Here is a 19,674-nt window from a genome sequence, read left to right on the forward strand (position 1 = left end):
TCCTTTCACATCAACGCGCTGTGCACCAGCGCCTTGAGTTCTGCGCGGGCGGGATAGCTGGACGACGGGCTGAGTTGGGTGAACATCACGACGCTGATGTCGTTGACGCGATCCACCCAGAAGAACGTCGACGCCATGCCGCCCCAACTGAAATCCCCCACCGATGACGGGACCCGGCTGCGCGCGGGGTACAACACAACTGCGCCGCCAATCCCAAATCCCATGCCCTCCATCGGCTGTTCGGCAAAGCTGGCGGGGCCAAGGCTGGCAATGTCGCCGGGCAGATGATTCGACATCATGAAATCCGCCGTGGATGGGGAAACAAGACCCAGACCGCGCTGTCGCAGGCATTCGGCAAAGGCCATGTAGTCGTCGATGGTGCCCACCAGCCCGCCGCCTCCGCTGAAACAGGTCGTGGCGCGAAAGGGGGAATGCTGCGCGTCGTCGAACAGGCGCAGGGTCGCATCACCCCCGGCACAGGCGTCCAGGTCCATCGCATCCCCTGCCAGCGGGGTATAAAGCGCGGCAAAGCGTTCCAGCGCGCTGTCTGGTACGGAAAATGCGGTATTCGTCATGCCAAGCGGTTCGAGCACGCGGCTCTGGAACACCTGATCCAGTGGCGCGCCGGTGACAACCTCGATCACCCGCCCGATGACATCGATACCGACCGAATACTCCCATCGTGCGCCCGGCTCGAAGGCCAGGGGCAGCGTCGCCAGTTGATCACATTGATCCGCAAGCGTGCCCGCGGTGGGCTTGAACAGCAAATCCAGCTCGGCCATGGCTGCGGGCAGGAGACCGGGATTGAACGGGTAGCTCAGCCCGGATCGGTGTGTCAGCACGTGGTGCAGGGTTGGCACAGCGCAGGGCGCAGTGTCGGATATGTGCGCGGCGCCCGGGCGCAGTGCGTGCAGGTCGGCATAAGCGGGCAAAAAGCGGCTGAGGGGCGCGTCGAGATGCAAGAGCCCCTCTTCGACCAGCATCATCAGGATCAGCGACGTGATCGGCTTGGTCATCGAATAGATGCGCGCCACGGTGTCACGATCAAAGGCGGTGTTATCAGCAAGGTCCTTGACCCCCGCCTGGGTATAGAACACCTCGTCCCCGCCCTGTTTCACCAGCACGGACACTCCGGCGAACTTCTGTGCGTTCACATAGCGATCCGCCCAGTCTTGGATGCGGGTCAGGCGGGCGGGATCAAGGGACAGCGACATGCGCCCACGATACGGTCCCAAACGGGCTTGCCAAGGCAAAAGCGCGAGCGCTAGCGTTACGGAACGGGGAGGACCACCATGCTCAGACTTCACTTTGCACCGCGCAGCCGGGCCGTTCGTATCGCGTGGATGCTCGAAGAGATGGGGGTGCACTATGACCTGGTATCCTATGCGCTGGGGGATCCGGCCATGCGCAGCCCCGGGTTTCGCGCTGCGGTTCATCCGATGGGCCGCGTGCCGGTTCTGGAAGACGGCGATGTGCGGATCATGGAAAGCGGCGCGATCCTGGAATACCTGCTGGCACGTCACGGTGACGGGCAGTTTCGCCCGGCGGTGGACAGCGCAAACTACCCCGCCTACCTGCAATGGCTGCACTATTCCGAAGGCATGTTGATGCCTCAAGTGAACAGTTACATGGTCGAGACGTTCTTTTTGCCACCCGAACGGCAATCAGAAGTGCATGCAAAGCGCGCAAAGAAATTGCTTGGTCAAATGCTGGGCCCGGTCAATGCGGCGCTGGACGGGCGTGACTATCTTGCCGGCTCGTTCTCGGCGGCAGATATCATGACGGGTTCTGCGGCCATCACGGCCAGGGGGATCGGGATCGACCTGTCCGAACGCCCGGCCCTTGCCGCGTACATTGATCGGCTGGAAGCGCGCCCGGCCTACCAGACAGCGGCCAACTTGTAGTCAGACCTCCAGCCACTCCTTGCGCACATCGTCGCGCGCCTTGAGTTCGGCAGGGGTGCCTTCGAATACGACCTGACCGTGGCCCATGACGTAGACACGGTGCGCAATATCAAGCGCGATGGACAGTTTCTGTTCCACGAGCAGCGTCGCGATGCCGCGCTTCGCGATCTCTTGCAAAAGCTGCGCCACCCGCTGGACCATCTGCGGCGACAGCCCTTCGGTCGGCTCGTCAATCATCACAAGGTCCGGGTCGCCCATCAGCGTCCGGCACATGGTCAGCATCTGCTGCTCACCGCCCGACAGCACCGACGCCTCCACATCCGCCCGTCGTTCCAGGTTTTCGAACATGTCGAACATGTCCTGCATGGACCACCGCCCCTGCCCGTCCTTCTGGCCGGGTTTCAAACCCAGGATCAGGTTCTGCCGCGTGGTGAGGCCGGGAAAGATGTCGCGGTTCTCCGGCACGTATCCAATGCCCAGATTGGCGACTTCATAGGCCTTCTTCCCAGCGATCTCCTGCCCGCGAAACTTGACCGATCCTTGCGGCGCAACCTCGCCCATCACCGCCTTGCACGTAGTCGATCGTCCGACGCCGTTGCGCCCCAGAAGGGCGACGATCTCGCCCTCGGCGATCTGGATGTTCACCCCCTGAAGGATGTGGGATTTGCCGTAATAGGCGTGCAGGTCTGAAACATCCAGCATCAGTGCACCTCCAGCGCTTCGCCAAGATACGCTTCCTGCACCCGTGGGTTGGCGCGCACAGCCTCCGGTGTGCCGGTGGCGATGATCTCTCCGTAGACAAGTACGCTGATCTGGTCGGCGAGACCAAAGACGACGCCCATGTCATGTTCGACCATCACAAGTGTCTTGCCCTCCGTCACGGTGCGGATCAGATCAACGATGTAGTCGGTTTCTGAATGGCTCATGCCCGCGGTCGGTTCGTCCAGCATGATCACATCCGCCCCGCCTGCGATGGTGATCCCGATTTCAAGTGCACGTTGTTCGGCATAGCTGAGCACACCTGCGGGCAGATCCCGCCGCGCCGTCAGGTTGATCTGGTCCAGAATTTGATCTGCCCCATCGGTCAGTGCACGCGACCGCCCCACCATGGACCAGAAGTTGTAACGATACCCCATCGACCACAAAAGCGAGCAGCGCACGTTCTCGAATACGGTCATCTTGGGAAAGATGTTGGTGATCTGGAAGCTGCGGCTCAGTCCCATGCGGTTGATCTCGAACGGGGCCTTGCCCGCAAGATCGGCGCCATGCAGACGGATCGCCCCGTCGGTCTGGGGAAAACGGCCCGTGATGAGGTTGAACAGCGTGGACTTGCCCGCGCCGTTTGGGCCGATGATCGCGTGCCGTTCGCCCTTGCCGATGCTCAGATCAACGCCGCGAATGATTTCGGTCTTGCCAAAGGACTTCTTGAGCCCATCAAGTTCCAACGCGGCGGTCATCGTGTCGCCCCGTCTGGCGTGTTGGCTTCGTTCCAGGCCTCGGCCAGGGCCGGTGCCGTCCGACGCGCGATGCCGAATCCCACCAATGTGGCGGCGCCGGCGATGATCCAGGGCAGTGCGGCGTGGCTGTCAAATGTCGTCCAGTAGACGGTCATGTCGTGATCCCCTGTGCTGGCATGGCGCACATGAAACGTCATCTCGATCAGTGCAGCGGCCCCCAGACACCCGATCGCTCCTGATCCGAGGGTCCGAAGATAGGGAAGGCCCAGATGCCGCAACTTGCCCAGACGCAATGCAGGCACATGCATCATGATCAACCCGGCCAACCCGCCGGGAAAGAACATGACGGTCACAACGAATACGATACCAAGGTAGAAACCCCAGAGTTCGGTTTGCAGGCTCAGCACCGTTTGAACGAGGGTGAAGACGATGGCGCCCAGGATGGGTCCGAAGAAGAAACCGACACCGCCCAGGAAGGTGACCAGCAGGATGATACCCGATTGTGTGGTGTTCAGGTTCTCTTCGGTCAGGATTTCATAATTGATGGCAAAAAGTGCACCGGCAATACCGGCAAAGAACCCGCTGGCCACGAAGGAGTAAAACCGAACCCAGCGCGCGGAATATCCCAGGAATTCGGCCCGTTCCGGATTGTCGCGCACGGCGTTAGCCATACGCCCCAGCGGCGTGCGGGAATAGAGGTACATCAATGCGGCCGAGATCATCAGCCAGACTGCAATCAGGTAGTAGACTTCGATCTGTTGCAGGAACTCGACGCCAAAGAATGGCAGGCCATAGGTGCGGTCTCCGGACACGCCTTCTTCGCCCCCGAAAAATGCGACGATGATCACGGAACACGCTGCGATCAGTTCGCCCACACCCAGCGAGATCATGGCAAAGACCGTACCGGCCTTGCGGGTCGAAAAGCTGCCCACGATGGTGGCGAGCCCCATGCCCATCAACCCGCCGAAAATCGGCAGGACCGGCAGCGGCACCTGGGCAAAGAAATCATCCATGTTCATGATGTGGACACAGGCGAAGCCCCCCACACCGGCATAGACGGCATGACCAAAGCTGAGCATGCCGCCCTGCCCCAGCAGCATGTTGTACGCGAGCGCGAAAATGATCGTGATCGCCATCTGGTTCATGATGGTGATGGCGGAATTGGCGGTAAAGATGAAGGGCAGGACCGCCAGCAAAACCGCGCCGACGATCCACGGGATCAACGGGATCGTCATCGCCCCTGCCCGCATCCTTTGTGCCGGTTTGGTTGGGTCCGTGGTCAGTTGGTCGGTCATGCGTCCCGCTTTCCGAACAGGCCATAGGGGCGGAAGATCAGGATCAGCACCATCAGGATGTAGGGCAGGATGTCCGCGATTTGCGGGCTGGTGATCGACCACAGATCGCGCCAGGCGCTGTCCCAGATCGGCTCGGGCTTGGTGAATCCGGCCCATGTCAGCAGGTCCTCCATGCGCAGATTGTAGGCTTTGGAAAACGTGGTGATCCAGCCGATAAGAAGGCTGGCAACCAGCGCGCCCCACAAACTGCCCAGGCCCCCGATGACGATGGTGACAAAGACGATCGAGCCCAGGACGAATGCCATGCCCGGAAACGTGCCCAGCACCGGCCCCGCGATGACGCCCGCGACACCGGCGAGTGCGGTGCCGACGCCGAAGACACCCATGAAGATCAGCGGTACGTTGTGGCCCAGGGCCTCGACGGTCTTGGGGTATGTGAGGGCAGCCTGGATGATCATGCCGACCCGTGTCCGTGTCAGCACATAGAGCAACCCGATGAAGATTGCGACCGAGATGAAGATCATGAAAATCTTGTAGGCCGGGATCGCATTGCCCGCGATGGAGAAGGCCGTAAATTGCAGGATCTCGGGGGTGGAATAGGGCATCTGGTTCTTGCCCCAGATGAATTGGACAAGTTCCTCGATCAAGAGCGCAAGTCCGAAGGTGAAGATCAGTTCCGGCACGTGCCCGTATTGGTGAACACGCCTGAGCCCATAGCGTTCCACCCCTGCCCCCATGACCCCCACGATCAGCGGTGCGATCAGCAGCCCCATCCAGAACCCCAGATAAAGGCTGATCTGAAACGCAAAATAGGCGCCCAGCATATAGAAACTGGCATGGGCAAAGTTCAGCACGCCCATCATCGAAAAGATGAGCGTCAGGCCCGCCGACAGCATGAAGAGCAGCAGGCCAGTCACCAGGCCGTCGATCAGATTGACGAGGATGAGGTCCATATCAGGCGTGATCCAAAAGACGCGGCAAGCCGCGACGCGATTCAGTGTGTGGTTGGGGGCCAGCCCCCAAACCCCCGAAGTATTTCAGGCCAGAAGAAGGAGCGGAAACTGAGCCGCTCCTTCTCTGTGCGGGTCAGGGGCGACGCATCTTGCAGCTTGTCGGGCTATCCGCCGCGGCCATTGTCACGGTGCTGTCCACCTTGATGCCGAAGCCCGAGTTGTCATAGTCGAACGTCACATCGTCATTCGTATGGGCATGGATGTGCACATCCTGGATGATCTGGTGATCGCTTTCCCGCATTTTCAGGGACGTACCCCAGAGGCTTTCGTGCTCCATCCCCGCCAGCGCATAGGCGATCGGGACCACGTCATCCGCTGTGCCCGCTTCGTTGATCGCCTTGGCCAGCATTTCGATCACGTTGGTGATGCGGGCCTGGCTGATATTGCCGTCCGGATACTTGGCCTTGAACGCTTCGTAATATGCAGCCGCGCGGTCGTTGGCAGGCGGGTTGATCTGCCCTTCGGCCACCAGTTTGAGCGAGCCGACACCGGCATCCCCGAACGCGGCGGTGATCCCGTCGGCGGCTGCGTAATAGGTATAGAGCGGGCCGGTGTAGCCGTTTTCCAGCACGGACCGCCCCAAGCCGACCATGTCAGCCCCCCAATTTCCGGTGATGATCGCGTCCGCCTCGGATGCCATGATCTTGCGGGTGTAGGGCGTGAAATCCTTGACCTTGCCGATCGGGTGCAATTCGTTGCCCACAATCTCGATATCGGGGCGTTTTTCGCCCAGGAACCGGACCGCAGCGGCCGCCACCGCCTTGCCGAAAGAATAGTCCTGCCCGATGATATACACCTTTTCGATGCTGTCATCGGCGGCAATCACGTCCGTCAGCGCGTCCATCTTGATGTCAGCATTGGCATCAAAGCGGAAGTGCCAGAAGTTGCACTTGTCATTGGTCAGCGCCGGATCAACGGCAGAGTAGTTCAAAAACAGCACCCGGTCACCCGGGTTGCGCCGGTTGTGCTTGTCGATGGCTTCGGTCAGCGCGTTTGCCACGCCGGACGAATTGCCCTGGGCAATGAACCGGATGCCCTGATCAATCGCGACCTGCAACTGGATCAGCGATTCCTTCGGACTGATCTTGTTGTCGAAGGCGACGATTTCGAACATGTCGCCATCCAAAACGCCCCCTTTCTTGTTCACCAGCTCCTCTGCCGCGAATTCGTATTGGTGCAGGCCATTGGTGCCGGTCCCGGCAAAGGGGCCGCTGAGCGGGTCGATAAAGGCGATCTTGATGGTGTCTGCGCCAGCCGCAAATGCGCTGGCAGCAAGAGTGAGGGCCGTGGTCAACCCCAACAGTGTCGTGGTGCGCATGATGTTCCTCCCTAGAACGCGATCCGCCCGGGCGGCCTCTTTCGGACCAGATTACGAGGCGGGATAGGTCCAGCGTTGCACAGGCACAGGATAAGTCAAGCGTCTAGGTTGAATCGTCCCAGTTGGGGTCCATTCCTCATGTCATACATGCACTACACCCTGTAGCCATTTGTTATTTATCATTCTTCAGTGCCTTTAACCCATTCTCGGCAAACACCGGGACAAAGGCGCCAAGTTGCATCGCCCGTTCGGGGTTGGACGCATTGCCGTCAATCGCGCGTTTCAGGACCCCCTGAATGATCGCCCCCATCCGGAAAAAGCAGAACGCCACGAAAAACCCGAAGCGGTCCACCCGGTCCAGGCCGCGCCGCGCGCAGTATTCCGCCACAAACTCGGCATCTGACGGCAAACCAAGGGCCGCACGGTCCACCCCCATCAGGCCGCGCCCCTGCGGACCCGCCGGCAATTGCCATTGCATGATGACCGATGCGAGGTCGGCATAGGGGTGACCGATTGTGCTCAATTCCCAATCCAGGACGGCAAGGCACCGGGTGCCGTCGGCCTCGAAAATCATGTTGTCGATCCGGTAATCACCATGGACCAGGGTCCGTTGCCCGTCGTCGTCCGGCATGTCGGCCTGCAACAGGTCGATCAGCGTGTTCATGGCCGGAATGTCCTGGGTTTCGGACGCACGGTACTGCTTGGTCCAACGCCCGATTTGCCGTTCCAGATAGTGACCCGGGGGCCCATAATCGCTGAGCCCCACTGCGTCGATATCCACATCGTGCAGGGCGGCCAGAACGCGGTTCATGTCCGAAATCACGGCCCCGCGGTTGTCGTTGGACAGCCCGTCCATCGTCGGTTCGTTAAAGTTTCGGCCATCAACATGATCCATCACGTAAAAGTCCGAGCCGATGACGGACGGATCCTCGCACAGGACATGCATCTGCGCGACAGGAACGTCCGTGTTGTACAGCGCCTTCTGCACACGGAACTCGCGGTCCACCGCATGCGCTGACCTCAGCAGCTGCCCGGGCGGCTTGCGGCGCAGCACATAGGCGCGGGCGCCTGTTTCAAGCAAGTAGGTGGGATTGGACTGCCCGCCTGCAAATTTCGTTGCGACAACGGCACCGTCGAACCCCGGCAACTTGTCCTTGAGAAATGCGGCGACAGCCGTGGTGTCGAGCGTTTGCGTGTCCATACCTACCTCGTGAAATCCTGCGCCAACCGCGCGCCTGCGCTGGCATATTCCCGTGCCATCCGGTCCACGATATCCGCGGCGGGGCCAACGGATGTGATGGCACCAATCCCTTGCCCCGATCCCCAGATTGTCTTCCACGCTTTGGGTTTGGAGGACCCCGATGCAAAGTTCATCGATGACGCGTCCGCCGTTGGCAGGTGGTCAGGGTCCATCCCTGCCGCCTCGACCGATCCACGCAGATAGTTGCCCCAGACACCGGTAAACAGCGACGAATAGACGATATCCTCGGCGCCGCTGCTGACGATCATGTCCTTGTAGCCCTGCGCGGCATTGGCCTCGTCCGTGGCAATGAAAGGCGAACCGACATAGCCGAAATCAGCCCCCATCGCACGGGCGGCCAGCAAGGCTTCGCCCGTTGCAATCGCACCGGACAATGCCACGGGTCCGTCAAACCACTCGCGTATTTCACCGATCAGCGCAAAGGGCGACTGCTGTCCTGCGTGCCCACCGGCCCCAGCGGCCACAGCCACCAATCCATCCGCCCCTTTTTCGATGGCCTTGCGGGCAAAGGTGTTGTTGATGATGTCATGCAGGACAATGCCGCCGCAGGAATGCGCGGCCTCGTTCACTTCGACCCGCGCACCCAGCGAGGTGATCCAGATCGGAACCGCGTGCTTGACACAGATCTCAAGATCCCGCTCAAGCCGCGCATTCGACCGGTGCACGATCTGGTTGACCGCAAACGGGGCTGCGGGATGGTCGGGGTGGGCCTGGTTGTGGCGGTCCAGCTCTTCTGAAATCTGCGTCAGCCATGTATCCAGCAAGGGCGGCTCGCCCTCGGCCTCGCGCGCGTTCAACGCGGGAAACGACCCCACAATGCCGGCCTTGCACTGGGCAATCACCAACTCTGGCACCGAGATGATGAACAGGGGCGCGGCAATCATCGGAATGCGCAGCCCTTGCAGCGCAGGTGGCAATGCGCGATCAGCAGTCATACCTGTGTTCCTCGCACCCATCTTCTCTGCGTCGAAGAATCCCCGCCGAAAGCGCCCACAGTCACGAACCTCGCCACGCTCACAGCACCTCGAACAGGCCGGCAGCCCCCATGCCGCCGCCGACACACATGGTGCACACCACGTGCTTTGCGCCGCGGCGTTTGCCCTCGATCAGCGCGTGGCCCACCATGCGGGCGCCCGACATTCCGTAGGGATGTCCGATGGAAATCGCGCCGCCATTCACGTTCAACAACGCGTCCGGAATCCCCAACGTGTCGCGGCAATACAGCACCTGCACGGCAAAGGCCTCGTTCAATTCCCACAAACCGATGTCGTCCATCTTCAAACCATGCGCCTTCAGCAGCTTCGGCACGGCAAAGACGGGACCAATTCCCATCTCGTCCGGCTCGCATCCCGCTGCCATCACGCCCACACATCGACCCAACGGTGACAGGCCCTTTTTCTCGGCCAGCGACGCTTCCATCACCACGGCTGCCGACGCGCCATCCGAAAGCTGCGAGGCATTGCCCGCCGTTATGTACTCTCCCTGCGCCACGTGGATACCTCCGGCAAAAACTGGCTTCAGCCCGGCAACGGTGTCGTAGGCCGTGCCGGGCCGGTTGCCCTCGTCCTTGTCCAGCGTCACTTCGTGCTCGGATATCGCCTTGGTTTCCTTGTCCTGAACCTTCATCGTCGTCGTCATCGGCACAATTTCGTCGGCAAACCTGCCCGCCTCTTGCGCCGCGGCGGTGTGCGCCTGCGACTGAACGGCATAGCGGTCCTGCGCCTCGCGGCTCACGCCGTAGCGCGCGGCAACCGTTTCCGCCGTTTCCAGCATGGTCATGTAGATTTCAGGCTTGTGCGCCTTGAGCCACGGATCGCCATGCGCGCGCATCTCCTGGGTCTGGACCATGGACACGGATTCGACGCCGCCGCCCACAACGACATCCATGCCATCCTGCACCACCTGTTTCGATGCCGTGGCAATTGCCATCATGCCCGACGCACATTGCCGGTCGAGGCTCATACCCGCGACCGTCACCGGCAGGCCCGCACGGATCGCGGCCTGGCGTGCGATGTTGCTGGCCGCATGCCCCTGTTGCAATGCGGCCCCCAGAACGACGTCCTCGACCTCTGCCCCTTCAACCCCGGCCCGGCTGACGGCATGTTCAATCGCGTGCGCGGCCAGGGCCTGCGGTGTCGTGGCATTGAATGCGCCGCGATAAGCCTTGCCAATCGGAGTGCGGGCGGTGGAAACGATGACGGCGTCGCGCATGATCAGATATCCTTTTGGGTTGTAACGTGCGGACCGGGGCGCTGCCCCGGACCCCGGAGTTTACTTGGCAAGATGAAGGAGGATCGCGTCTTACCAGTCAAGCGCCACACCTTTGGCCTTGGCCGCGCGCAAAGCATATTTGCGGGTCTGGGCAAACGCGTTTTCTAGCGGTTCTGCCCCCGACGGGTCCGTGATGGCGGCCCAGTGGTCCGCGACCGCTTCGGGTGTGACATCCTCGTCCAGCAGGACACCTTGGGTTTCCGTGATCCGAGTGACCGCGAACGTGCCGCCCCCGGCGGCAAGGATTGTCCGGCTGGGCGCATCGCGGCTGGCAAGGTACAGCACGCCGGGGGTGATCGTTTCGGGCCGCAGCAGGTCCAGCGCGGCATTGGGCAGCACCCCTTGGGTCATGGCCGTTGCCGCCGTGGGCGCAAGCGTGTTCACCCGGATGTCGTCCCGCGCGCCCTCCAGATGCAGCGTGTTCATCAGGCCGACCATCGCCGCTTTGGCCGCGGCATAATTCGACTGACCGAAATTGCCGTAAAGGCCGGACCCGGACGACGTCAGCACAATCCGGCCATAGCCCTGCTTGCGCATGATCGGCCACACCGCGTGACAACACCGGGCCGAGCCCATCAGGTGGACCATGATCACCTTGGTGAAGTCGAGCATGTCCATCTTGGCGAATGTCTTGTCCCGCAGAATGCCTGCATTGTTGATCAGGATGTCGATACGGCCCCAGCGGTCTATGACCGCCTCGACCATGTCGAACACCTCCGTCCCGTTCGACACATCGGCGGCGATGGCCATGGCCTGCCCGCCTGCCGCCTCGATGTCGGTCACGACATCGTCGGCCTGGCTCATGTCGTTGACAACAACCTTGGCCCCGCGCGCGGCCAGCCCAAGGGCATGGCTGCGCCCCAACCCGGCCCCCGCGCCCGTCACGATGGCGACCTGATCGTCAAAGCGGATCATCCGCCCAAGGCCGCACGGAAAAGGTTCGGGCCGGTCATCACCTGAATACCACCCGACACCGGCAGCACGGCACCCGTCAGATATGCGCCGCCACGACCACAGAGGAATTGCATGCACCCGGCGATATCCTCGTCCCGGCCCACGCGGCCCAGGGGCACGTCCGCGCCGACCTTGTCGCGCATGCCTTCATCGGCGGTGGCAAATGCCGTCATCTTCGAAACAAACGGCCCCGGCGCCAGCGCGTTCACCGTGACATGATGCGGGGCCAGTTCCTTGGCCATGATCTTGGTCATGTGCAACACGGCGGCCTTCGACGCGGCATAAGAATACGCGCCGTCCCCCATTGGTGCCTCCCCCATGACCGATCCGACATTCACGACACGCGCCGGATCGTCGGCGGTTCCGGTCTTGATCAGAACGGGCAGCAGCGATTGGGTCAGATGGAACATGGCGGCCACGTTCACATTCATCACCTTTTCCCACGCCGCATGGGGAAACTGGCCCATCGGTGCGCCCCACGTGACGCCGGAATTGTTCATCAGGATGTGCAGATCGTCCGCGCGGCCCGCCACATCTGCCACCAGCGCCGCGATGCCGTCCTCGCTGCCAATGTCGGCGGCAAACCCTTCGGCGCTGCCGGGGCCGTCCAGTGCGTTCAGTTCGGCGGCCACGGCTGCACAGGCGTCGCCCTTGCGGCTTGCGATCAACACACGGGCGCCCGCCATCATCAACCCGGTGGCGGCCATCCGCCCGATGCCGGTCGCCCCGCCCGTGACCAACGCCACCTTTCCTTCCAATGAAAACAAGGTGTTGGGATCCATGGCATGCTCCTCCGATCTATGGCTACCGTAACGTCGCGCGGTGCGCGTCTTTACAGCAACCTATCCTCAACTGCAGGATGTGACAAAGGCAGGTGCAATGCACCCCTGCCGTAACGTCATGGGGGAGGACCCGATATGCACGCCATGCTCAGCACCGCACCCGGTGGTCCCGAAACACTGGAATGGACAGAAGGGCCTGCGCCCGAGCCGAAGAAAGGCGAAGTGCGCATCGCGGTCAAAGCGGCGGGCGTGAACTTTCCCGATACGCTGATCATCCGCGACCTCTATCAGGTGAAACCACCCCGCCCCTTCGCGCCGGGAGGCGAGATTGCAGGCGTCGTTGACGCGGTTGGCGCAGGCGTGACGCACTTGGCCGAAGGGGATCGGGTGCTGGCCATGACCGGCTTCGGCGGCTTCACCACGCATCTGTGTGCGCAGGCGACGGCATGCGTGAAAATCCCCGACACCATGCCCTTTGACGAGGCGGCGTGCTTTATCTTCACCTACGGGACATCGCACTATGCCCTGAAGAACCGTGGTGCGCTGAAAGACGGCGAAACCCTTCTGATCCTTGGGGCAGCAGGCGGCGTCGGTGCGGCTGCGATCGAATTGGGCAAGGTCACGGGCGCCAAGGTCATCGCCGCCGTCAGTTCTCAGGAAAAGGCCGATTTTTGCCGCGACCTCGGTGCGGACGAAACCATCCTCTATCCCCGCGAAATGGATCGGGACGCGCAAAAGGCGCTGTCGGCGGACATCAAACAGGCGGCAGGACCCGATGGTGTGCAGGTGGCCTATGATGCCGTGGGCGGCGCGTATGCTGAACCGGTGATCCGGTCCATGGGTTGGGGCGGTCGGTTTCTTGTGGTCGGATTTCCCGCTGGTATCCCCTCCATTCCGTTGAACCTGACGCTGTTGAAATCCTGCCAGATCGTGGGCGTGTTCTGGGGCGCCTCGATCTACCGCGACCCGGCAGGTCACATGCAGAATGTCAAAGACCTGTTTGAAATGTATGCTCAAGGGCAGATCAAGCCGCGCATCTCGGCCCGTTTTCCAATGCAGGACGCAGCCCAGGCCCTGTCGCTGATTTCCGAGCGCAAGGTGATGGGCAAAGTGGTGCTGACCAACGATCAGAGGTGATCGAGGTGCTGCGTTTCGTTGAACCCGCGCACGATCATACGCTCGCCATGGATCACCAGGCGGCTGATCGAGCCGTTTGCCGCACCCAAAAATGCAAAAGGTTCGGACCCCGAGGCCATCGCCAATGCCGCGCCAATGACGCCGCCATGTACAAAAACAGCCGCGCGCGCGTCGGCGTGGGCTCGAGCGATTTCCAGCAACCCCTTGCGAACACGACCGAAAAACTCTTCGCGCGTCTCGGCCCCCGGGATGGCCGACCAGTCCTGCGTCTCGACAACCCGGCGATAGATCGGATCGCCTTCTGCTGCCTTGATGCGATACAGCCCGCCGTCCCAGTCACCAAGATGCACCTCGTGCAAATGCGGATTCTCCGTCGGTGTCATGCCCAGATGTGCAGCCAGCGGCGCAGCCGTCTGGTGGGTGCGTGTCAACTTGGTCACGTAAAGCGCTGCAAAGGTTTCGTTTTTCAGCCTCTCGCCTACGGCTACCGCCTGCCGGTCCCCTTGCGGATGCAGCGGCGGATCACCACTGCCGTCCTTCATCGGAAAATCCACGCCCGGACGCGCGGGTGCGCTTTCTCCGTGCCGGATCAGAAACAGATCAGCCGCCCCCTTGGGCGGCGCATACACAGGTTGGCGATATTCTTTCGTCATGCCCCCACATACCTCAGGAGCCCCCCATGACCAACCGCCAGATCGTTGTTGCCAGCCTGCCCCAAGGCGCGCTTGGCCCCGAGCATTTCGAGATGCAGGACGCGCCGATGCCCTCACCGGACGATGGTGAGGTACTGCTGCGCACCATCCTGATGAGCATCGACGCCGCCAACCGGTCCTGGATGAAGGGTGCGACCTACCGCGATGCGGTGCTCGCCGGCGACCCGATGCCCACCTATGCCATCTGCGAAGTGGTCGAGAGCCGTTCACCGCGCCTGAGCGCCGGTGATATCGTGGCGGCAGAGAGCGTCTGGGCCGATCACGTCACACGACCTGCCCACAAGGTGCAGAAACTGCCCAAGGTGCAGCCTCTCAGTCATCTGCTGAGCGTCTATGGCATCGCGGGCAAAACGGCGTTTCACGGGTTGATGCAGGTCGGCCAGCCGCTTGCCGGCGAAACCATCGTCGTCAGCGCTGCGGCAGGGTCGGTCGGCGGCTATGTGGGTCAGATCGGCAAGGCGCTTGGCTGTCGGGTCGTGGGACTCGCGGGCGGGCCGGACAAATGCGCCTTTGTCACGGACACGCTCGGCTTTGATGCCTGCGTTGACTACCGCGCGGGCGGTGTGTTCAAGGCGCTGCGCGCCGCCTGCCCCGATGGCGTCGATGTCTATTTCGACAATGTGGGCGGCGAGATCCTCGAAACAACGCTGGGCCTGATGAATGAACGCGGCCGGGTCGTCTGCTGCGGCGCCATCAGCCAATACGACACCACGACGCCAACCGGTCCCCGCAACCTGCCCGGTGTCGTGGTGGTGAAGCGCCTGCGGATGGAAGGGTTCATCGTCATGGACTTCGCCCGCGACGATGCCAAGGCAACACGCGCCCTTCAGGCCTGGGTGACCCAAGGCAAGATCAAGGTGACCGAGGACATCGTCGACGGGCTTGAAAACGCGCCCCAGGCGTTGATCGGGCTGCTCAATGGCGAAAACACGGGCAAGCGCATGGTGCGCGTGGGCGCGGATCCATGAGCATCGATGCCGCCCTGGAAACCCTGCAAGGGCAGGTCGGCACCGAAGTTGGCGTGTCGAACTGGATCGCAATCGACCAACCCATGATTGACCGCTTTGCGGACACAACCCACGACGACCAGTGGATACATGTTGATCCGGCGCGGGCGGCACAATCTGACCTGGGTGGCACCATCGCACACGGGTTTCTGACCCTCAGCCTCGCATCACGCTTTGCCTATGACTGCTTTCCGATGATGCCGGGTCAAACGATGGGCATCAACTATGGGTTCAACCGGCTCCGCTTCCTGTCACCGGTCAGGCCGGGTGATCGGGTACGCGGACGGTTCACCCTGACCCAGGTCAGCAAACGCACGGATACGGACCTGATGCGCACAATGGGCCTGACGATCGAGATCGCGGGATCGGACCGGCCTGCACTTGTTGCAGAATGGCTTGGCCTGGCCGTGTTTGTGTCATCCCCTTAACGCCATACTGGACAGAACCCGGGCAAAGTCGCTAACACCGGAATAACTCTAAGGTATTTCCAATGACTTCTGTCCTGGTTCTCAATGGCCCCAATCTGAACCTGCTGGGTACGCGCCAGCCCGAGATCTATGGCGCCACCACATTGCCGCAAGTGGAACAACTGTGCCGCGATCACGGGGCGACGGGCGGCTATGACGTCACCTGTGCACAGTCCAACCACGAGGGCGCGCTGGTGGATGCCATTCACGCCGCCAAGGGCACCCATGACGGTATTGTCCTGAACGCCGGTGCCTACACCCACAGCTCGATTGCCCTGCATGACGCGATCCTCGGCACCGCGTTGCCGGTCGTCGAACTGCACCTCAGCAACATTCACGCGCGCGAGGCGTTTCGCCACCACAGCTATATTGCGCCGGTGGCCGTCGGTATGATTTGCGGCTTTGGGGTCGCAGGCTATACTCTGGCTCTGGACGCATTGATCGGGCATCTTGGGGGGCGCACGTGAAAAGCTATTTGCACAGGCTGTCGAACTGCCAGACCATAGAAGAGCTGTGGGAGGCGCACTCGAAGAAAATGGAAGAGTACGGCTTTGACAGGCTGATCTATGGGTTTACGCGCTATCGATCCGGCAACTCGCTGGGCGATCCCGAAGACTTTATCATCCTGACCAATCACGACAGGGCGTATACGGACGTCTTTATGGGGGAACAGCACTATGTCCATGCCCCCATGGTCAACTGGGCCCTGAACAACGAAGGCGCGTGCAGCTGGGGTATCCTCGCACAGATGCAATCGACCGAAACGTTGACCGCGTCGGAACAACGGGTGCTTCAGTTCAATTATTCCATGGGTGTGACCGCAGGCTACACCATCAGCTTCAAATCCGTGTCGGCGCGGTCCAAGGGGGCGATTGCCCTGACCGCGCGCGCGGGCATGTCCCAGGAAGAGGTGGACGCCATCTGGGCCGAACATGGCCGCGACATTCACCTGATGAACAACGTGGCACATCTGAAGATCCTGACCCTGCCCTACACCGCCCCCAACCGGTCCCTGACCAAACGCCAGCGCGAAGCTCTGGAATGGGTGGGCGACGGCAAGACCATGCAGGACATCGCCGTTTTGATGGGCCTGACCTCGGCCACGGTGGAAAAGCACCTGCGCCTCGCACGCGAAGCGCTGGCAGTGGAAACCACGGCGCAGGCAGTGCTCAAGGCGGCCTTTGCCAACCAGATGTTCATTCTCGAGGCATAGGTGGCTGTGCCGCGTCAGGTGCTCCGATATCTGAGCCATCCGCAGGTCGAAATTGATCCCGCCGTTCCCGTACCCGATTGGCCCCTGAACGCGGTGGGTCACGCCCGCGTCGCGGCGCTGGCGCAAGTGGCACGCGACAGGCTTGGCGATTCGCGGTCCGTATTCAGCAGTCCGGAACGCAAGGCACGTGACGCCGCGATGCCCTTGGCGCAGGCATTGGGCCTGTCCGTCTCAATTGCGGAAGACAGCGGCGAAATCGACCGATCTGCGACCGGCTTTCTCCACCAGACCGCCTTCGAAGCGACAGCGGACGCCTTCTTTGCGCAGCCTGATCAATCCGTAGACGGATGGGAAAGGGCCACAGACGCCCAAAATCGCATCCTGAACAGCATACACGCGATGATTTCACGGGCACCGGACGGTGACATGCTGGTCATAGGACATGGCGCCGTCGGCACGTTGCTTTTTTGTGCCTGCGCGCGCCTTCCCATCAGCCGCGCGTATGATCAGGCGCCCGGCGGTGGTGGCAACGTACTCGAGTTCGACCGCGAAACCCTTGAAATCAAGGAAGAATGGGTCTCGATGGAGCGCTATTTCCACGTGTGATCCCGCCCTGATGCACGTCGTTTATGCATCACACCGCGCCCCTTATCGGACACAAAACTGCGTGTAACCTTGGGTCATTTGCAATTTTTGACCGTTAGGTAAGGAATCCCCCACTTTGCTAACGTCAGGTAAATTTGGCATGGTACACATGTTCCGTGAGTGGTGGCTTTAGCCAGGGAACAGCGAGGCGAACCTCTCGCGATTTCGGGGGCTCTTCGTCTTGGCCGGTTTATTCCGGAGCCGACTCACCTGTGTATTCTTCCGCAGGTGGGTCGGGTTTTCAGCGTCCACGTGTCTCATCCCCGTGGCCAAGGACGCCGACGAAAGGGCGGGATCGTACCCCAAAGACGGTCCCGCCCGCTTTTCCTTCAGACCTGCAAGGCGTCGGTGGCTGTCCTGATCGCGGTGGTCATGTCCCGATCAAGCGCGGAATGGCTCGTGCCGTCCAACACGTGCAACTGTGCAGCCGGCCAGGCCTGGTCCAGGTCCCACGCCGCCCGCAGCGGGCAGGACGGATCAAACCGGCTGTGGATCATGGTGCAGGGCACATGTGCGATACGTGCCACGCCCTGCAACAGCTGCCCGTCCGTCATCCAGGCGCGATGTGAAAAATAGTGGGTCACCATGCGGGCAAAGCCAAGGCGAAAGGCAGGGTCCGCATATCGCGATCCCGGTGCCCGAATATCACCCCCGAAAATCGCCGTCTCCCACTGGCACCACGCATCCGCCGCCGCCTGTGCCATGTCCGCGTCGCGCAGGCGTGCGGCATAGGCCGCAATGCGGGCCGGTGTTTCCGAAGGGTCCGTTCCCACCTCGGGCACTGCTGCGCAGAACGCGGAATAGGCTTCGGGAAAAATGTTGCCGATATCACCGTAAAGCCAGCGCAAATCCCGCGCCGACGTGGTTGCGACACCCGCCAGCACCATGGCCTTTACCCGCGCGGGGTGCGCCTGCGCATAGGCCAGCGCAAGGGTTGTCCCCCACGATCCGCCAAACAGAACCCAGGCCTCTACACCAAGATGCGCCCGCACCGCTTCGATGTCGGCGATCAGATGGGCGGTTGTGTTCGCCTCAAGAGCGTCCAGCGTTTCGGCTGCAAGCGGGCGTGACCGGCCACAGCCGCGCTGGTCCAGCAGGGTGACGCGGTAGCGGGCCAGATCGAACAGGTCATAGTGCCCGGGGCGGCACCCGGATCCCGGACCACCATGCAGAACAAGGGCATCCATCCCCTGCCCGGCCTGTTCAAACCACAGATGGTGGCCGTCTCCGACATCCAGCATTTCACAGCCCCTGCAACGCAAAACGGCGCGCCCATATGGACACGCCGTTCGCACCATCATGCAAGCAAAAGATCAGCCTTGGGCAGCCTTCGCAACCTCGGCGGCAAAGTCTTCCTTCTCGACCTCGATGCCTTCGCCAACTTCTAGACGGGCAAAGCCGGTGATGGTTGCGCCCGCTTCGGTCGCGGCGGCGGCAACCGTCAGGTCCGGGTTCACAACAAAGGACTGGTTCAGAAGGGTCGATTCGGCCACGAATTTCTTCATGCGGCCCACGATCATCTTCTCGATGACCTGCTCTGGCTTGCCGCTTTCGCGGGCAATGTCCATCTGGACCTGCTTTTCCTTCTCGACCACGGACGCGTCCATGTCGGCCTCGGACAGGGCGGCAGGGTTCACGGCGGCGATGTGCATCGCAACCTGCTTGCCAAACGCCTCGTCACCGCCATCCATCGCGACCAGAACGCCGATCTTGCCCATGCCAGCAGTTGCGGCATTGTGGACATAGGACACGACGGTGCCGCCGGTGATCTTCGCCATGCGGCGCACCGACATGTTCTCGCCGATGGTCGCGATCTTGTCGGTCACGACGTCAGCCACGGACTTGCCGCCCATATCGGCCGCAACCAGCGCATCCACATCATCAACCGTCAGCGCGGCCTTGGCGATGCCTGCAACCATCTCCTGGAATTCGGCATTCTTGCCGACGAAGTCGGTTTCCGAGTTCACCTCGACCGCGACGCCCGTGCCGCCATCGACAACAACAGCCACCAGGCCCTCGGCCGCCGTACGGCCCGATTTCTTCGCAGCCTTCGCCAGACCCTTGGTGCGCAGCCAGTCTACGGCCGCTTCCATGTCACCGTCGGTTTCGGTCAGCGCTTTTTTCGCGTCCATCATGCCTGCGCCCGTGCTGTCGCGCAGTTCTTTCACCAATGCCGCTGTGATTGCCATGCTTGGCTCTCCTCAATTGGGTGTGTCGTGCGGCAGGGCTTAGCCCGC

The 19,674-nt window shown here is 61.8% G+C and carries 21 protein-coding genes; 7 read left to right on the top strand and 14 right to left on the bottom strand.

What is annotated here, in order from left to right:
• Positions 1-5: 5 nt before the first annotated feature.
• A complete protein-coding gene (locus tag Q0844_RS02765) occupies positions 6-1,214 on the bottom strand; it encodes a serine hydrolase domain-containing protein (RefSeq protein WP_299041859.1) in 1,209 nt (402 codons plus the stop codon).
• A 78-nt stretch (positions 1,215-1,292) separates the two neighbouring features.
• On the opposite strand from Q0844_RS02765, the gene Q0844_RS02770 reads away from it, so the two are divergent.
• Positions 1,293-1,904 carry a glutathione S-transferase family protein gene (locus Q0844_RS02770; RefSeq protein WP_299041861.1) on the top strand — a complete coding sequence of 204 codons (612 nt, stop codon included), beginning with the start codon at positions 1,293-1,295 and terminating at the stop codon, positions 1,902-1,904.
• Here Q0844_RS02770 and Q0844_RS02775 read toward each other — a convergent pair whose 3' ends face one another.
• The 10 genes from Q0844_RS02775 to Q0844_RS02820 all read right to left on the bottom strand — a co-directional run bounded on the left by Q0844_RS02775 (position 1,905) and on the right by Q0844_RS02820 (position 12,255).
• Positions 1,905-2,609: an ABC transporter ATP-binding protein gene (locus Q0844_RS02775; protein ID WP_366522999.1), complete on the bottom strand. Its 705-nt coding sequence runs from the start codon at positions 2,607-2,609 to the stop codon at positions 1,905-1,907. It lies immediately after the preceding gene.
• Complete coding sequence (locus Q0844_RS02780) at positions 2,606-3,361, bottom strand: ABC transporter ATP-binding protein (protein ID WP_299041864.1); 756 nt, start codon at positions 3,359-3,361, stop codon at positions 2,606-2,608. The genes Q0844_RS02775 and Q0844_RS02780 overlap by 4 nt, the downstream gene beginning before the upstream one ends.
• The gene (locus Q0844_RS02785; protein ID WP_299041866.1) at positions 3,358-4,656 is read right to left on the bottom strand and encodes a branched-chain amino acid ABC transporter permease; all 1,299 of its coding nucleotides are present in this window, start codon (positions 4,654-4,656) and stop codon (positions 3,358-3,360) included. Before Q0844_RS02785 ends, Q0844_RS02780 begins: the two co-directional genes overlap by 4 nt.
• Entirely contained in the window at positions 4,653-5,609 is a 957-nt protein-coding gene (locus tag Q0844_RS02790) for a branched-chain amino acid ABC transporter permease (RefSeq protein WP_299041867.1), read from the bottom strand. The genes Q0844_RS02785 and Q0844_RS02790 overlap by 4 nt, the downstream gene beginning before the upstream one ends.
• A gap of 133 nt (positions 5,610-5,742) precedes the next feature.
• On the bottom strand, positions 5,743-6,987 hold the full coding sequence (locus Q0844_RS02795) for a branched-chain amino acid ABC transporter substrate-binding protein (RefSeq protein ID WP_299041870.1): 1,245 nt from the start codon (positions 6,985-6,987) through the stop codon (positions 5,743-5,745).
• Positions 6,988-7,159: 172 nt separating this feature from the next.
• The gene (locus Q0844_RS02800; protein ID WP_299041873.1) at positions 7,160-8,188 is read right to left on the bottom strand and encodes a phosphotransferase family protein; all 1,029 of its coding nucleotides are present in this window, start codon (positions 8,186-8,188) and stop codon (positions 7,160-7,162) included.
• Between the two features lie 2 nt (positions 8,189-8,190).
• Positions 8,191-9,183, bottom strand: a complete 993-nt coding sequence (locus tag Q0844_RS02805; RefSeq protein ID WP_299041876.1) for a nitronate monooxygenase family protein — start codon at positions 9,181-9,183, stop codon at positions 8,191-8,193.
• A gap of 79 nt (positions 9,184-9,262) precedes the next feature.
• On the bottom strand, positions 9,263-10,459 hold the full coding sequence (locus Q0844_RS02810; RefSeq protein ID WP_299041878.1) for an acetyl-CoA C-acyltransferase: 1,197 nt from the start codon (positions 10,457-10,459) through the stop codon (positions 9,263-9,265).
• Positions 10,460-10,549: 90 nt separating this feature from the next.
• Positions 10,550-11,434 carry an SDR family NAD(P)-dependent oxidoreductase gene (locus Q0844_RS02815; RefSeq protein ID WP_299041880.1) on the bottom strand — a complete coding sequence of 295 codons (885 nt, stop codon included), beginning with the start codon at positions 11,432-11,434 and terminating at the stop codon, positions 10,550-10,552.
• Positions 11,431-12,255 (bottom strand): SDR family NAD(P)-dependent oxidoreductase, encoded by an 825-nt coding sequence (locus tag Q0844_RS02820; protein WP_299041881.1) that lies wholly within the window; start codon positions 12,253-12,255, stop codon positions 11,431-11,433. The genes Q0844_RS02815 and Q0844_RS02820 overlap by 4 nt, the downstream gene beginning before the upstream one ends.
• Positions 12,256-12,390: 135 nt before the next feature.
• On the opposite strand from Q0844_RS02820, the gene Q0844_RS02825 reads away from it, so the two are divergent.
• Positions 12,391-13,392 (top strand): NADPH:quinone oxidoreductase family protein, encoded by a 1,002-nt coding sequence (locus Q0844_RS02825; RefSeq protein WP_299041883.1) that lies wholly within the window; start codon positions 12,391-12,393, stop codon positions 13,390-13,392.
• Here Q0844_RS02825 and Q0844_RS02830 read toward each other — a convergent pair.
• Positions 13,383-14,045, bottom strand: coding sequence for a histidine phosphatase family protein (locus tag Q0844_RS02830; protein WP_299041887.1), 663 nt, complete (start codon positions 14,043-14,045; stop codon positions 13,383-13,385). The two genes, Q0844_RS02825 and Q0844_RS02830, sit on opposite strands and share 10 nt — an antisense overlap.
• Positions 14,046-14,071: 26 nt before the next feature.
• On the opposite strand from Q0844_RS02830, the gene Q0844_RS02835 reads away from it, so the two are divergent.
• The 5 genes from Q0844_RS02835 (at position 14,072) to Q0844_RS02855 (ending at position 17,398) form a co-directional block, all read left to right on the top strand.
• A complete protein-coding gene (locus Q0844_RS02835; RefSeq protein ID WP_299041889.1) occupies positions 14,072-15,073 on the top strand; it encodes an NADP-dependent oxidoreductase in 1,002 nt (333 codons plus the stop codon).
• Positions 15,070-15,540 carry a MaoC family dehydratase gene (locus Q0844_RS02840; protein WP_299041892.1) on the top strand — a complete coding sequence of 157 codons (471 nt, stop codon included), beginning with the start codon at positions 15,070-15,072 and terminating at the stop codon, positions 15,538-15,540. The genes Q0844_RS02835 and Q0844_RS02840 overlap by 4 nt, the downstream gene beginning before the upstream one ends.
• Before the next feature lie 62 nt (positions 15,541-15,602).
• Entirely contained in the window at positions 15,603-16,046 is a 444-nt protein-coding gene (gene aroQ, locus Q0844_RS02845; protein WP_299041894.1) for a type II 3-dehydroquinate dehydratase, read from the top strand.
• Positions 16,043-16,792, top strand: a complete 750-nt coding sequence (locus tag Q0844_RS02850) for a LuxR family transcriptional regulator (RefSeq protein WP_299041896.1) — start codon at positions 16,043-16,045, stop codon at positions 16,790-16,792. Before aroQ ends, Q0844_RS02850 begins: the two co-directional genes overlap by 4 nt.
• Entirely contained in the window at positions 16,793-17,398 is a 606-nt protein-coding gene (locus tag Q0844_RS02855) for a histidine phosphatase family protein (RefSeq protein WP_299041899.1), read from the top strand. It begins immediately after the preceding gene.
• 368 nt (positions 17,399-17,766) lie between these two features.
• On the opposite strand, the gene pip is transcribed toward Q0844_RS02855, so the two are convergent.
• Positions 17,767-18,678 (bottom strand): prolyl aminopeptidase, encoded by a 912-nt coding sequence (gene pip, locus Q0844_RS02860; protein ID WP_299041901.1) that lies wholly within the window; start codon positions 18,676-18,678, stop codon positions 17,767-17,769.
• Between the two features lie 72 nt (positions 18,679-18,750).
• On the bottom strand, positions 18,751-19,626 hold the full coding sequence (gene tsf / locus Q0844_RS02865) for a translation elongation factor Ts (RefSeq protein ID WP_299041904.1): 876 nt from the start codon (positions 19,624-19,626) through the stop codon (positions 18,751-18,753).
• Between the last annotated feature and the right edge of the window lie 48 nt (positions 19,627-19,674).

The sequence above is a fragment of the uncultured Tateyamaria sp. genome, from assembly GCF_947503465.1.
Taxonomy (GTDB): Bacteria; Pseudomonadota; Alphaproteobacteria; order Rhodobacterales; family Rhodobacteraceae; genus Tateyamaria.

What these genes read in the sequence shown, in the direction of transcription:
- Q0844_RS02765 (WP_299041859.1), bottom strand. Translation starts at nt 1,214, where the DNA reads ATGTCGCTGTCCCTTGATCCCGCCCGCCTGACCCGCATCCAAGACTGG.
- Q0844_RS02770 (WP_299041861.1), top strand. Translation starts at nt 1,293, where the DNA reads ATGCTCAGACTTCACTTTGCACCGCGCAGCCGGGCCGTTCGTATCGCG.
- Q0844_RS02780 (WP_299041864.1), bottom strand. Translation starts at nt 3,361, where the DNA reads ATGACCGCCGCGTTGGAACTTGATGGGCTCAAGAAGTCCTTTGGCAAG.
- Q0844_RS02785 (WP_299041866.1), bottom strand. Translation starts at nt 4,656, where the DNA reads ATGACCGACCAACTGACCACGGACCCAACCAAACCGGCACAAAGGATG.
- Q0844_RS02790 (WP_299041867.1), bottom strand. Translation starts at nt 5,609, where the DNA reads ATGGACCTCATCCTCGTCAATCTGATCGACGGCCTGGTGACTGGCCTG.
- Q0844_RS02795 (WP_299041870.1), bottom strand. Translation starts at nt 6,987, where the DNA reads ATGCGCACCACGACACTGTTGGGGTTGACCACGGCCCTCACTCTTGCT.
- Q0844_RS02800 (WP_299041873.1), bottom strand. Translation starts at nt 8,188, where the DNA reads ATGGACACGCAAACGCTCGACACCACGGCTGTCGCCGCATTTCTCAAG.
- Q0844_RS02805 (WP_299041876.1), bottom strand. Translation starts at nt 9,183, where the DNA reads ATGACTGCTGATCGCGCATTGCCACCTGCGCTGCAAGGGCTGCGCATT.
- Q0844_RS02810 (WP_299041878.1), bottom strand. Translation starts at nt 10,459, where the DNA reads ATGCGCGACGCCGTCATCGTTTCCACCGCCCGCACTCCGATTGGCAAG.
- Q0844_RS02815 (WP_299041880.1), bottom strand. Translation starts at nt 11,434, where the DNA reads ATGATCCGCTTTGACGATCAGGTCGCCATCGTGACGGGCGCGGGGGCC.
- Q0844_RS02820 (WP_299041881.1), bottom strand. Translation starts at nt 12,255, where the DNA reads ATGGATCCCAACACCTTGTTTTCATTGGAAGGAAAGGTGGCGTTGGTC.
- Q0844_RS02825 (WP_299041883.1), top strand. Translation starts at nt 12,391, where the DNA reads ATGCACGCCATGCTCAGCACCGCACCCGGTGGTCCCGAAACACTGGAA.
- Q0844_RS02830 (WP_299041887.1), bottom strand. Translation starts at nt 14,045, where the DNA reads ATGACGAAAGAATATCGCCAACCTGTGTATGCGCCGCCCAAGGGGGCG.
- Q0844_RS02835 (WP_299041889.1), top strand. Translation starts at nt 14,072, where the DNA reads ATGACCAACCGCCAGATCGTTGTTGCCAGCCTGCCCCAAGGCGCGCTT.
- Q0844_RS02840 (WP_299041892.1), top strand. Translation starts at nt 15,070, where the DNA reads ATGAGCATCGATGCCGCCCTGGAAACCCTGCAAGGGCAGGTCGGCACC.
- aroQ (WP_299041894.1), top strand. Translation starts at nt 15,603, where the DNA reads ATGACTTCTGTCCTGGTTCTCAATGGCCCCAATCTGAACCTGCTGGGT.
- pip (WP_299041901.1), bottom strand. Translation starts at nt 18,678, where the DNA reads ATGCTGGATGTCGGAGACGGCCACCATCTGTGGTTTGAACAGGCCGGG.
- tsf (WP_299041904.1), bottom strand. Translation starts at nt 19,626, where the DNA reads ATGGCAATCACAGCGGCATTGGTGAAAGAACTGCGCGACAGCACGGGC.